The sequence below is a fragment of the Flavonifractor sp. AGMB03687 genome (genome assembly GCF_017811815.1).
In the GTDB taxonomy this organism is placed as follows: domain Bacteria; phylum Bacillota; class Clostridia; order Oscillospirales; family Oscillospiraceae; genus Flavonifractor.
The window spans coordinates 149,754-162,977 of the sequence record NZ_JADKZI010000001.1; the positions used below are offsets into that span (position 1 = coordinate 149,754).

General features: G+C 58.5%; 12 protein-coding genes. 7 read left to right on the top strand and 5 right to left on the bottom strand.

Annotation, left to right across the window (positions count from 1 at the left end):
* Window positions 1-85: 85 nt before the first annotated feature.
* Both J9789_RS00705 and J9789_RS00710 read right to left on the bottom strand, forming a co-directional pair.
* The gene (locus J9789_RS00705; protein ID WP_209341325.1) at window positions 86-1,405 is read right to left on the bottom strand and encodes a sensor histidine kinase; all 1,320 of its coding nucleotides are present in this window, start codon (window positions 1,403-1,405) and stop codon (window positions 86-88) included.
* On the bottom strand, window positions 1,402-2,124 hold the full coding sequence (locus J9789_RS00710) for a LytTR family DNA-binding domain-containing protein (RefSeq protein ID WP_209341327.1): 723 nt from the start codon (window positions 2,122-2,124) through the stop codon (window positions 1,402-1,404). Before J9789_RS00710 ends, J9789_RS00705 begins: the two co-directional genes overlap by 4 nt.
* Before the next feature lie 189 nt (window positions 2,125-2,313).
* Here J9789_RS00710 and J9789_RS00715 point away from each other — a divergent pair, with 189 nt between their 5' ends.
* The 5 genes from J9789_RS00715 to J9789_RS00735 all read left to right on the top strand — a co-directional run bounded on the left by J9789_RS00715 (window position 2,314) and on the right by J9789_RS00735 (window position 7,470).
* Window positions 2,314-2,736, top strand: coding sequence for a response regulator (locus J9789_RS00715; protein WP_209341329.1), 423 nt, complete (start codon window positions 2,314-2,316; stop codon window positions 2,734-2,736).
* Window positions 2,733-4,802, top strand: a complete 2,070-nt coding sequence (locus J9789_RS00720) for a hypothetical protein (protein ID WP_209341331.1) — start codon at window positions 2,733-2,735, stop codon at window positions 4,800-4,802. Before J9789_RS00715 ends, J9789_RS00720 begins: the two co-directional genes overlap by 4 nt.
* 73 nt (window positions 4,803-4,875) lie before the next feature.
* Window positions 4,876-6,891, top strand: a complete 2,016-nt coding sequence (locus J9789_RS00725) for an alkyl sulfatase dimerization domain-containing protein (protein WP_209341333.1) — start codon at window positions 4,876-4,878, stop codon at window positions 6,889-6,891.
* A 26-nt stretch (window positions 6,892-6,917) separates the two neighbouring features.
* Complete coding sequence (locus J9789_RS00730) at window positions 6,918-7,172, top strand: helix-turn-helix domain-containing protein (protein WP_209341336.1); 255 nt, start codon at window positions 6,918-6,920, stop codon at window positions 7,170-7,172.
* A 181-nt stretch (window positions 7,173-7,353) separates the two neighbouring features.
* A complete protein-coding gene (locus J9789_RS00735; RefSeq protein ID WP_209341338.1) occupies window positions 7,354-7,470 on the top strand; it encodes a DUF4368 domain-containing protein in 117 nt (38 codons plus the stop codon).
* A 27-nt stretch (window positions 7,471-7,497) separates the two neighbouring features.
* On the opposite strand, the gene J9789_RS00740 is transcribed toward J9789_RS00735, so the two are convergent.
* The 3 genes from J9789_RS00740 to J9789_RS00750 are packed head-to-tail and all read right to left on the bottom strand — an operon-like array spanning window position 7,498 to window position 12,202.
* Window positions 7,498-9,441, bottom strand: a complete 1,944-nt coding sequence (locus tag J9789_RS00740; RefSeq protein ID WP_209341339.1) for a GHKL domain-containing protein — start codon at window positions 9,439-9,441, stop codon at window positions 7,498-7,500.
* Window positions 9,438-11,441 (bottom strand): hypothetical protein, encoded by a 2,004-nt coding sequence (locus J9789_RS00745; RefSeq protein WP_209341341.1) that lies wholly within the window; start codon window positions 11,439-11,441, stop codon window positions 9,438-9,440. The genes J9789_RS00740 and J9789_RS00745 overlap by 4 nt, the downstream gene beginning before the upstream one ends.
* Window positions 11,442-11,470: 29 nt before the next feature.
* A complete protein-coding gene (locus J9789_RS00750) occupies window positions 11,471-12,202 on the bottom strand; it encodes a LytTR family DNA-binding domain-containing protein (RefSeq protein WP_209341344.1) in 732 nt (243 codons plus the stop codon).
* A 204-nt stretch (window positions 12,203-12,406) separates the two neighbouring features.
* Between J9789_RS00750 and J9789_RS00755 the strand changes: the two genes are divergently transcribed.
* Window positions 12,407-12,778, top strand: a complete 372-nt coding sequence (locus J9789_RS00755; protein WP_209341346.1) for a hypothetical protein — start codon at window positions 12,407-12,409, stop codon at window positions 12,776-12,778.
* The gene (locus tag J9789_RS00760) at window positions 12,775-13,125 is read left to right on the top strand and encodes a response regulator (RefSeq protein ID WP_209341347.1); all 351 of its coding nucleotides are present in this window, start codon (window positions 12,775-12,777) and stop codon (window positions 13,123-13,125) included. Before J9789_RS00755 ends, J9789_RS00760 begins: the two co-directional genes overlap by 4 nt.
* Window positions 13,126-13,224: the final 99 nt, after the last annotated feature.

Genomic DNA, 13,224 nt, shown 5'->3' on the forward strand with positions numbered 1-13,224 from the left:
ATGGAAGTAAAACATAAGCTCCCCCGGAAGGCAAACGCTTTCCAGGGGAGCTTTGTGGTTACTTGGGAGTAGTATGTATTTCCACTTATCCACAGAGCATGACTTTGGCGGAGAAAGCGCCATTCTGATGGGTAAACGTACTTGTACCGCCGTTTTTTTCCGCAATGTGGTTGACAGCCTGGATACCAATTCCGCTTTCTTTTCGCTTTGATGAGAGGAAAACGCCATTTTTTTCGTTGACTTTACCGTCAAATGCATTTACAACCTCGATCAGAAGAAGCCTCTTGGCATGCACATATGCTGTTATTTCGATTTGCCGGCGGGCGGGTGCGGTGCGAAGGCTGGCTTCCAGCGCATTTTCCAGTAGATTGGATAAGATCAGGCACATATCGACCTCATCGATCGGAAGCGATTCCGGCAGATCGAGCTTGGTGCGGAAGGGAATGTCCTCGCGCTTTGCAAGAGCGCAGTAATAGCCGACAACACTGTCCGCCGTACGGTTTTCACAGAAGCACATATCGAGATTCGGGATGCGGGAGACAGTTTTTGCAAGGTAGCTTTTCAAGTCCTCCAGTTCACCAGCCTCGGCCAGCGCAGAAATATGATTTAATTGATGGCGCATATCGTGCCGCGCCTGCCGGGCCTCTTCAATGGCGGTCTTGAGGCTCTCATAGCGCTGCTGCTGCATGGAAAGCAGCTGGTTTTCCTGCTGTAATCTTGCGTTGCGGTTGAGGCTGTTCGCCATCAGAAGGAAAATCGTGTTGAACCAGAAAAGCAGCACCAGAAGCGCGATGCTGAGCACAATGTAACCCTGCAGGACCCTTCCTGTCTGAAGTGTTGTCTGGTAACGCGGGATCATGAACAGGTTTAGAAGGATGAACCCCAGCGGTAAAACCCAGAACACATACCATGTCTGTGCAAAATTGTCGTCCTCGACCATCGCACGCACCGCATGGGTCGACGGATAGGATGCCGCCAGTACAAAAACCCAGCAAACTGCGTTATAAAAAACGCAGGCAGCAAAGCAGAACCATGGCCCATCCGGCGGCAGCTGCATATGTAGAACAATCGCCGCGCTGACGGCTCTGGAAAGACTATTCAGGCAGGCAAATACCGCGCAGATCGACAGCGCGATCGTTCCGGATTTCCAGAGGGATATCCGGAGCGTTCTGGTATACAGAGCAATCGCAAGCAGCGTGATACCCGCAAGGACAAAAACAGTGGAAATGCGAAGCTGATAGCAGACGAGCCCACCGCCGACGCTCAGGCCTGCCATCAGCGGCAGAAGCCAGGCGGCAAGTTTTCTTGGCGACTGCTTCAGATAGGATTTTACAGGGAAATATGCAAGCAAAAGACCGGGGAGTGCGACGAACAGTTCCAGCATCGGACGCAGAATATCTTTCATCTCATACGCTCCCCTTGCAGCAGAAATTCCATAAACGCCTGCCGGGCAGGCTTCAGAAGCTCCTGGTTGACATAGACACGGCTGCCGTCGGTCATGCAGAAGGCGGTATCCCGGAAATCAGCGGCGTGCTCTAAATTGACGATCACACCGCGGCCGCAGACGAAAAAGCGCGGATCTTTTTTAAGCGGCTCGGTGAACGCCTTGAAGCTTTGGCGCGTGGCCAGCGTTTTTCCGGCGGTGGTGCGGATGTTGATTCTATGAGCAAAATGCTCGGCGGAAATAATGTCCCGATAGCGAAGACGAACGTCGCTGCCGCTGACTTTCACAGTCAGAACCGGCTCAGGACGCGGCAGTTTTGCAAGCATTTCGGTAAGTAAACCGGAGAGTTCTTCCTCGGAAAAGGGCTTCACGAGATAGTGAAGTGCCCGTACCTGAAAGCCTTCGAGCGCGTGATCGGTAGACGTCGTGGTGAAGATCAGAAGGCAGTCTGTGTCCGTCTTTCGAAGCTCCTTCGCTGCGTCCATGCCGCTTAGGCCCTCCATGTAAATATCGAGAAACGCGGCCGAAAAGCGCCGCTCTTTTTCTGCCGCGAGAAAAGCCTCGCCGCTTTCAAATCCCAAAATATCCGCTTCCACACCGCGAAGCGCCAGCTGCTGCGATAAGCGTTCTTTCAGCAGTGCGCGTTCGGTCTTGAGATCATCCACAATTGCAATCCTCATGCTGACCTACTCCTCCCCTCCGTAAAAAACTCCGGTATGATTATATCACAGATGTCCTGCCCCGGCACACCAGCAAAGCCAGATTTCGTGCCGGAAACGGGGCTTTCGTGCCAAACAGCTTGAAAAGCGTGTGCGCATTCGTATACTGACAAGCAGAAAACGTCAACGACGGCAGAAAGGAGGAGCGCTGTGTACCGAATTGCCGTGCTGACAAATAGTGAAGCGCAAGAAGCTTTTTTTACAGAGCAGGTCTCGCAGTTCTACGCCGAATGTGAACGGTTTCCCGTAATTGAAACATTCCGCGATCAGGAACAGTTTTTTGAAACCGCACAGAAAACGCCGCCGACCAATGCGGTGATCGCCCTGCCGGGTGTCGACGGAATGAATGCGGTGGAACATCTGCGTGCGCTTTGCCGCAATACGCGCATCATCTGGTGCAGCGATCTGGATTTTTCGCTTCATGCTTTCCGACTGCGTGCAGATTATTTTCTGCTGGAGCCGGTAACAAAAGCAGCTTTCCAACAGGGGCTTTGCGTCTGGCTGAACGAGAAAAATTTGGTTGCTCAGCTCCGGCCCAACTACGCCGAAACCAACAAGGAGGACTATTCATGAAAAAGAGAAGCATCATCCGTTCTGCGCTATGCCTTATGCTGGCAGCAGTATTGTGTCTGTCAATGGCCGCCTGTGGTAGAACACAGACACCCGCAGACGAAGGTACAACTTCAGAATCTTCTGCGCCGTTATCCGGTGCACTGCCCGTGAAGGCTTTGCAGCCCAAACAGGTGGAGGAAAACCCCTACATGGCAAAGAGCGACGCGAATATTCACCACGACGGGTACAACACCGACTCCACGGATGAAATTCTGCCGCTGGGCATCTATCCGGAGATCAATGTCTCCTACGAGACGACGAACGCAAACGCCTCCCCTGCCATCTACTTTGACAGCTACGGTCATGCGGTCGTGCCGCTGCTCGGCGGCATCGCCATCCGCGATCTGAACGCCGAAGAGACGAAGACGCTCGGCTATTTCTCCCCGAAGCAGCACGACGGCGGTGGTTACGTCATCCAGAGCTCCTACACATTCCTTGACTCCGAAAACCGTATCGTCTGCCCGACCAGCAACAACCATGTGCTGATGCTGCGTGCGACGGAGGAAGACGGCAGCGTCATTCCGGAATTTGAAAAGGTTCTGGACATCGACATCAAGGCTGCAGCAGAAGCCGCGCTCGGCAAGGAGCTGACGCAGAATCTTCTGTCCGTGGTCTTTGACTACGACGGAAACCTTTGGTTTGCAACGGGCGGCTTCCGTATCTACCCCGAGCGCCAGCAGCAGGGTGTTCTCGGCTACATTGCCCGTCCGGCCATCGATGCGATTTTAAGAGGCGAACAGACGGATCTTTCGAAGGCAGTTTTCGTCTATGAGCTGACGCCCGGCGAGGGTGCGGAAAACGGCATCGCCGCATCCAAAGACGGTGCCGTCATTCTGACCAATATGAACTGCTATCTGCTGCGCGCCGACAATGGCGTGGACGTTGCGTGGTGCACGCCGTATGAGAGCGTTGGTGCAAAGGTCAGCGGTGAAGGCGATAAGACCACCGGCGGCGGTCTTGCATGGGGCGGCGGTTGCTCGCCCACGCTGACACCGAACCTTGTGATGTTCACCGACAACGCAGACCCCGTGAAGCTTCTTGCGCTCGACATGAAGACCGGTGAGGTCGTAGCCAGTATGCCGGTTTTGGATGATCTGCCCGAGGGGTATCAGGTGGCGGTTGAGAACTCTGCGATCGTCTATGACGACGGTGAAGGCACGGTCAGCACGATTGTCTGCAACTGGTTCGGCGCAGGCAACGCAGGTCTTGCCGACCCCAACAGCGACTCCTCAATTCAGAGCTATGCCAACATTTATGACCAGAACTGGTTGATGAAGGGTAATGTTATGATTGCCCCGGGCATCGAGCGCGTGGACACTGTGAAAACCGATAGCGGCTATGAGATGAAGAGCATCTGGTCTCGAAATGACCTGAGCGATACATCGATGCTCAAGCTCTCCACCGCGACGGGCTATATCTACGGCTATGTGCAAGATCTGACCGCCGGGATGTGGCAGTACATCATTCTGGACTTTGAGACCGGCGAGACCGTCTTTACGATGGATGTTTCCAACAGGTTTGGCTACAACAATATGGCCATCGGGATGTACGCCGGAAACAGCGGCAACGCACTCTACTGCCCGACGGGCTATATGGAGCTGCTGCGCTTGCAGGATCGCTTTGTGTATCTGCCGGAGATGCCGTATCGTGAGGTAGACTTAGACAAGGCGGCAAGAAATATCCTTTCGCAGGAGCAGTTTGAACTTGACGGCGGCGAAGGTACGGTCGCCAGCTGGAGCAACAGCGTGAGCATCCGCAACGTCCACCCCAACACCACGGTCGCTTTCCGCATGAATAATTTGTCTGGCAGCGCCTCTGATCTGATGCTCTACGCTTATGGCATGGACGGCAAGCTGGCGAAGGTCGCTTCTGAGCTATGGTCGATCACGGATGAGGCCGGTGAGGCTGTGACGGAACTCACTGAAGGAACGCTCTATGAAGTGCGCATCACTGTCGCCGACGGTGGTGAACTCGACCTGAGTGAAGTAGAAAAGGAGATCAAGTTCTCCTGCGTACTTGGGAAATAATTCATTTCAGAATCCGGCGTTTTGAACGCCGGATTCCTTTTAAACAATCATATTCATTACGGAGGAAGTGCCCATGAAACGAATGATTGCGGCAGCATTCATGTTCTTATTTCTGCTTTCTGTCACCGCTTGCGACAAAGCGCCATCTAAAGAATCCACACCGCTGAATGCCGAAAGCAAAGCTGCAACAGAAATTACAGCGCAGACCAACGCTGAGGTCTATCAGCTGCTCGATTTTGACGACGAGCAGGAGGCCGAATTTGCAGGCCGCGGCCTCATCTTCGCGCCGGACTCGCTCGTCATCCAGGCCGAAAACGGCATGACGATCTGGTCGCAGGATGCGTATGACTTCGTGCGGGAAAGCGGCGATGCGCCCACGTCTGCAAACCCAAGCCTCTGGCGCAACACGCAGTACAACGCCCGTTACGGCCTGTTTGAGGTCACGGACGGCATCTATCAGGTGCGCGGCTATGATATTTCGAACATCACCTTCGTCCGCAGTGAAAACGGCTGGATCATCATGGATTGCGGCAGCAGCCGCTATACTGCGTCCGAGGCACTGAAGCTCTTCCGTGAGCAGATGGGCGATGACCGCATTGTCGCTGTCGTTATTAGTCATGCGCATGTCGACCACTACGGCGGCATCGAGGGGCTGATCGGCGCAGAAGATGTGGCGGACGCATCGCTTCCGCTGGACGAGCAAATTGCCTCAGGCAAGACAGCCATCATCGTGCCGCAGGGCTTTGCTGACGCGGTCATGAAGGAAAACGTCTTGGTCGGGACGGCGATGAAGCGCCGCGCGAGCTACCAGTACGGCAGTTTCCTGCCGTACTGCGAGCAGGGACGGCTTTCGGTAGGTATCGGTCTGACCGTCGTGCAGGGCGGCACGGGCTATCTCGCACCGACATATGAGGTCACCGACACACTCTTTGAAACGGAAATTGACGGCGTGAAGGCTGTCTTCCAGCTGACGCCGGGCACGGAGTCTCCCGCGGAGATGAACACATATTTCCCGGACAAACAGGCGCTCTGGATGGCGGAAAACTGCACCGGCACGATGCACAACCTCTACACGTTGCGCGGCGCAGAGGTACGCGACGCCAACGACTGGGCGCGGTACATCACGCAGGCGCAGACGCTCTTTTCGGACGCGGAGGTTGTGTTCCAGTCACACAACTGGCCGCACTGGGGAGCCGATGTGGTGCAAGAATATCTAACCAATACCGCCGCTGTCTATAAATTCATCCACGACCAGACACTTTTGTACATCAATCAGGGCTACACCGCGACGGAGATCGCCGCCACGATCGGGTTGCCGGAGGCTTTGGATAAGGTCTGGTACACGCGGCAGTATTACGGCACGCTTCGCCACAACGTCCGCGCGGTATATCAGAAATACATGGGCTGGTATGATGCGAATCCCGTGCACCTGAACGAGCTGGAGCCGAGCGAATACGCGAAAAAGCTCGTCGAATATCTCGGCGATCCCGAAAAAGTGCTCGAACAGGCGCGCGCGGACTATGAGAAGGGCGAATACCAGTGGGTCGCGCAGATCACAAACACGCTCGTCTTCGCAGACTCTGAAAATATGGACGCGCGGTATCTCTGCGCGGACGCGCTCGAGCAGCTTGGCTATCAGGCGGAGTCCGGCGCGTGGCGCAACGCGTATCTCGCCGCAGCATATGAGCTGCGAAACGGTACAGGCAGCTATCCACAGGTCAGTAGCATCGGCGCCGGCACGACGGCGCAGGGCATGGATGCGCAGACAATGTTAGACTACATGGGTATCATGCTCGATACGGAAAAGCTTGCAGATACGTCCTTTACCATCCGGCTTAAGCTCACGGACAGCGAGGATTATTTCCTGAAGCTCCACCATGGCGTCCTGCTGTATTATAAGGACGATGGCACGGCGGAGGCCGACTTGACGCTCTCAACCGTCCGCACCGGCATTCTCGCCATTGCAAACAGTGATCAGGAAAATATCGCTAAGCTTGTTACAACAGAAAGTGGAGATATGACACTGTTTGAGGATCTGTGCACCAGTATGACCACACCGAAGTTGTATTTTAATATTATCGAGCCATGATTGCCGCTCATCTGACTATATCGTGTATGGCTTATTTTCAGGATATCTACCATTCCGATCTGAGCCACAGGGCCAGAGCGGTCTATATGTATCTCAAAGATCACGTCGACAGTGAGGGGCGGTGCCGGTCGGGGATCCGGACCATAGCCGCCGAACTGGGTCTCTCCCGCTCCACGGTCAAGCGGGCGCTGGACGATCTCTACGGAGCCGGTCTGCTCACCAGAGAGCCACGCTGGCGGGAGAATGGGAGTCTCAGTTCCGATCTATACCGGCTGGTGTGAATTCAAAATAAAAAGATCCACCGCCAGGGGGAGATTTTGCCCTGGCGGTGGACCGAGGATAGGTTCATGATGAACCAGCCAGAAGATTCCACTCTAAGGAGAGATTAAGGCAGAAGAAAATTGAGAGCGGAATAGAAATTACATCCAATGTCCTCGCAACTTTTGCGATGTATGGCAAAGTATGCTCAACGAACTCATTAACCGCATCAACATCTATACCCCCATGATAGGCCGCAACCGCATCGGCAAGGAGAAAATCATCACAATCTACTACAAGTTTGTGGGCGCGTTACAGTAATCTTCTCTTTACCAATTGGAGTGTTCATTATCTGTTGTGAATCGGCAGGGTGATCCCCACCTGAAAGACATCCTCTCCGGGGTAGAGATCCATTGTCCCGCCGTGGCGCTCCACCGTCTCCCGCACCGAGCTCAGGCCGATGCCACAGCGGACACCTCCTGCCTTGCGGGAGAGGATATGTCCTTCCGACCGGTCAAACCGCCCGTCGTAGGTGTTCTCCACCAGAAGGAACAGAGTCCCCTCCGTGGCCCGGCTGGTGAGGGACAGCCGCCGCTCCCCCCGGCTCTGGCGCTGGCAGGCCTCCAGGGCGTTTTCCAGCAGGTTGCCCAGAACAGTACACCACTCCACGTCCCCCAGAGGGACCCCCGCTGGAATGGTCAGAGCCAGGTCCGCCCGGATCTCCTGCCGCTGGGCGGCGGCGCTGTAATATTGCAGCAGGGCGTCCACCGGCGCCCGGTTGCAGAAACTGCCGGGGGACACCCCGGGCCGCCGTGCCAGAACGGAAGGGAAATCCTCCAGATAGCGCAGCAGCTCCCGGCGGTGTTCCTCGGTCTCCGGACGGCTCTCAATCTGTCCCGCCAGCTCCGTGATGGTACGCAGGTGCTGACGGAAGTCGTGGATGAGCCGTCGGTTTTCGTCGGAGCGCTGGGCGAGCTGGTCGGCGTACTCCACCTGCATGGCCAGTTGCCGCTCCATCTGCCGGTACTCCGCCGCGAAGGCCAGATTGAAGCGGTAGGCGCTGACGATGTCCCGCCAGAGGACATACCCAATGGTCAGCGTCATGGCAAAGCTGCCCCACTCACCGAACCAGCCGGTGACCACCGGCTCAAAGGCCGGCAGCAGTCTGTCCCAGAGAAGAAGCGTTGCATAGAAGGCGGCGGCGAAAAACAGCGGCGCAGCCTGGGGGACCTGCTGCCGGACCGCCCGGAGGGCCGCTCCCAACAGATAGACCGCGGAACCAATCTTGAAGCAGAAAATCAGCAGGGAGAATACTTTCATCACCGGGATCGTCAGGTATGGAGACAGCAGTCCGTAGCAGAGGGCTGTCAGGCAAAACAGCCAGCCCGCGATTTCCACCGTCAGGGCAACTGGGCGTCGGGTCTGACAGAGCCGGTTTTGCAGCGTTATCACCAGCACCACCATGGCATAACCCACGGAGATCTCCAAGGCATACCAGGGCCGGGGTGGCAGGGCGGCGGCGCTGTGCAGAATGGGGTAGGCAGTGAACAGCGATCCTGCCAGGCACAAAAGGGCGAAAAGCAGGGCGTTTTTGTGGCGCATCCGCACACCGAAATAGGCGGCCAGCGCCGCCCCCAATACCCCGCACAGCGTTACGCATACCGCCAGTCCCAACCGCAGCCCCCGGCTGAGGTTGACTGCTAGGGGTGTGCCCAGGGCCGGGGGATAGACCAGCCCGCTGTAAAAATGGGAGTCATCCCGCACCGCCAGCAGGATGGTGGTGAGACCGCTTCCTGTAAAGGTGAGCATGCGGTTCTGGGTGCGGGGCTGGTAGTGCTCCAAGTCCGGTTCCCCCACCTGCAATTCCAGATTTCCGTTGAGATAGAGCCGATAGGCGGAGTAGATCTCCGGCAGCTCCAGACCGTATTGGGCGGGCTTCTCCGGAAGCTCCAGGGTCAGCACATAGGTCCCGCAGCCGTGGGGCGTCACCCCGTCCGGCTGGTCAAAGCGGGTGCGTTCCCCGATGGAGGTATCGATCATGTAGTGCTCCGTGCCGTGTGCAGCCCACTCCTCCGGGGTGAGAAGCACGGCGGGGTAGAAGGCCCAGCCGTGGATGAGGAAGTGGAGGTCGGTCTGCTCCAGTTCCTCATCCGTCAGGGTCAGCAGGCCGTCCATAGGCTGGGCTCCGGGGCGGGTATATTTGTTGTCCCAGACATACAGGCTCAGGCACAGGGCGGAGCCCAGCACCACGGCCAGCAGCAGGGCCAGCAGCTGACGGTGGACAGGCTTCATCGCCGCCACCTCCTCCAGAGAAGGGCTCCAAGGCCAACCAGCACCGCCCCGCCCGGGAGAACCAGAGCAGCGGAGAGGACTGTTGCCCGTTTAGGCAGAAACGGCTCGGACAGTTCTTTAGGCTCCTGAGATGCAGGAGCCTGCTCCGGGAGTTCGGGCTCCGGGCTGTCCGAAAGGGCGGCAGGCTCCCCAGCGGTCTGCTCCGACGGGTCAGACGGCTGTGTGGACACGGCACAGGGCTTCGTCTGCGCGGGAACGGAGGCCCCTGCTTCTTCCTCTGCTGTGACTGGTTTCTCCGATTGGGCGGCGGGGAGTGCATCCGGCACAGGTTCCGTCTCCGGCTGCTGGGTCAGCATCTCTGACAGGGTGTACCGGCCCGTGTGCCGGATGGGAAAGACCGCGATGCCCCGCTCGGCATCCAGTGTTCCGGCAGCGGCCGTACCATCTTCCCCCGTCAGCACGAGGACAGCTCCATCCTGTTCCAGCGTGACCGGCAGCATCACCTCACAGTCCGGCAAATCGGATATTCCTCGCCCGTCCACCTCCACAGTGAGGGAAAAGCCGTCCTCCGTGGGAAACAACTCGATGTAAAAGACGCTGTCAGCACGGAGGGAAAGAACGTCTAAGGCGGCGTCAGACAGGGTGAGGGTCACCCCCTGCTTGGAAAAGCGCACCGGCCTCACCTGGGCCATGGTCAGCACCCGGGCCCCGGACAGCAGGCTTTCGGTCTCCGTCACCCGCTCCTGAGAGGGCTCCGGTTTTGAAACCTCCGGATCTTCCTCTGGCGGCTCCGGGCGGCGGGGCGGGTCATCCTCCTCCGGCTCCCATGGCTCCGGGGCGGCGTCGGTCCGGTCATCCCCAGTGTCAGCGGGAGGCTGGACGATGTCCTGGGGCGGATTTCCGCCGGTGTCCCCGCCGTCCCGGTCCCCGTCGTGGTAGCCCTCCAGCACGATCTCGTCGGCGTAGAGAAAGGATAAGATTCCCGTCTGTCCGCCATCGTAGTCGGCCTGGATGCGGTAATGGCACCCCGTATTCAGAAGATCGGTGAACAGGGACAGCTGGGTTTCATCCCAGTAGGCTCCGTCCGTAATCTCCTCCCACGGCCCGCCATCCTCCGACAGCCATACGCGCACAGCAGCCAGATCACCGGGTGGGGCCACCCAGGGAAAGACCAGCGCCCCCCGTGCGGCCAGAAGGCAGTTGAGTTCCGGCCTGCCCTGCTGCTGGACGGAGACGGGAACGGTGATCTGGGGCAGAACAAACCCATCCCCAAAGACCGTGTTTTCCGGCAGGAGCACCGTGCCCACCGCCAGATAGACCCCCACGGTCTGGAATTCCACGCCGGAGAAGTCCCACTCGATGGCAGCGGTCACGGTTTTCCCACTCTCCGTTTCGCATTGGAGGGTATAGGGGGAGAAGCAAAATTTCTCCTCCAGAACCTCCAAATCACTGCCCAGGGGCAGGGCAAATGCGTCAGTATAGGGGTACCAGGATTCCACTGCGGTGATGACCTCCGGGGACTGATCCTCCACCGTGACCGGGATGTACAGTGCCCCCGGCACACCCTCGGCGAGGACGTAGCCCTCGGGCAGCTCGATCCGTCCCACCGCCTGATAAGTCCCGGTCTTGGTTTGGTCGATGTCGCCAAAATCCCAGGCCACGCCCAGGGGTTCCTGCCGGTTCTCCTCCCCCTCCGTCACAAGGGCGGTCACCGATTGATGCTGAACCGCCAGCCGGTATAGCAGCTCCAGATCGTCGTCGCTGTTGCCCGTCTGCCGCACCGGGAGGGTAACGGCGGGCAGAGCGGGCAGCCCGTCTCCGGCAAAGCCGGTCACGACGGCGGAGATCATGGGCGCAGGCTGCGGGGGTTCCTCTGGTTCCGGCGCAGGCAGGCCACCCTCCGGCAGGCCGCTTTCTTCTGTGGCCGCAGGCGGCGGGGTCTCAGGTTCTGCGGCATAGGCGGGCCAAGCGCCGCCCAGGGTCAGGAGCAGCGCCAACAACAGCGCGCTCCCTCTGTTTCTTTTCCTCATTACGGTTCCCTCATTCTTCCAAACATATAGGCCCTGTATTGGGCCAGGATCTCCCGCCTGCGCCGGGGGGCGATGGGCAGGGTGCTCCCGTCGTCCAGACGCAGCTCGTCCCCCGTCTGGGCGGCGATGTGGTCCATGTTCACCAACACTCCCTTGAAACACAGGAGAAACCGCCGGTCCCGCTCCAGCGGGGCGGCCGCGGCGGAAAAGCTGCGGCCCAGGGGCAGGTCTCCCCGGGTGGTGTGCAGCACCACGCTGCGCTGCTGTACCTCCAGATACCGGATCTGGCGGGTGTCCACCTCCAGCGTCCGCCCCTCCACCGTAACGGCAAGGGTGGGTACCTGGAGGGCCCGCCCCAGGCGGCAGTTGGCCATGGCCTGGGCAAAGTCCTCGTCCTTCACCGGCTTGATGAGGTAGTGGGCGCTGTTGAGGGAGAAGCCCTGGCGCATAAAGTCCTCGCTGGTGGTAAGAAAGACCAGCTTGCAGTCCATGTCCCTGGCCCGGAGGGTTTGGGCGGCCTCAATGCCGGTGATGCCGTCCATGTAAATGTCCATAAACACCAGATTGAACCGCTGGCCCTGCTCCAGAGCCGCAGAGAACGCTTCTCCGCTGGCAAAGGCAGTCAACTCGTATTCCAACCGTTCCCGGGCCATATAGTCCGCCAGCTTCTCCGCCAGCCACGCCCGGTCCCGCTCCAGATCGTCCACCACGGCAATGCGGTATGGCGTCATATTGATCCCTCCCGTCCGCATAAAATTCCAGTTTCAGTATACCATAAATCCACCGGCCTGGACGTGTATTTCGCGCCAAAAAAATGCACTTCGTGCCAAAGACCTTGCACTCCTCTTGACAACCTGATACCGTATAGATGACACCAGACTGTGAAAAGCCTGGTGTTTTTTATTTTCAAAATTGGTGGAAGGAGGTGCGCCCGGATGAAGCTGGCCATCTGTGCCCCGTTTATGGAGTCCGATCTGTGGCAGCAGCGGCTGCGGCGGGCTGCGCCCTGGGCGGCGCTGGAGTTTGACGAGTTCTACCGCCCGGAGGAAATCCGCTCCGTCCCCGGTTTCCGGTATGATGCCGGGGTGGTGGTCATGAAGGGGGCGCGGGGGCTGGAACTGGCCACGGCCCTGCGGGAGCGGTCCGACGACCTGCCCCTGCTGTGGCTCAGCGACGACGAGAAATTCGGCCTGGCGGCCTTTGACTTAGGGGTGGCCATGCTGCTTCCTCTGAACTGTACCGATCAGGAACTGGCCGATGGCCTGCGTCGGTGTGGAGTAAAAGAACGATGGGAGGCGATGGGATGATCGCGCTGATCTGTGACAGCTGGGAAAACTTCTGGAGGGAGGTGCTGTCCCCATGGGGAGAGATAAAAACCTTTTCCGACGGGGTGACGCTGGCATACTACCTGCAGCATGGCGGTCCCTGCGACCTGGCAGTGGTGGCGGTTGACGGGGCGGACGGCATGAACTACTGCGACTACGCCCGGCATATACGCCACGGAGTCCGGGTGCTGTGGGTGACCCAGGATGCGGATTTTGCCCCCCGCAGTCAGCGCATGGGGGCGGACGGATTTCTGGTCAAGCCCCTGCCCCGGGGCGAGCCGGAAAATACCCTGCACCGCATCCTGGGCCCGCCCGGCAGCGCCGGGTGACCACACGCAAAACCCATTGGCAAGGGGGAACCCCCTTGCCCCCGGAGGGGTCCCTCCGGGGGCTGATCCCTCTTGTGCCACATTTTTATATGGAGGCGA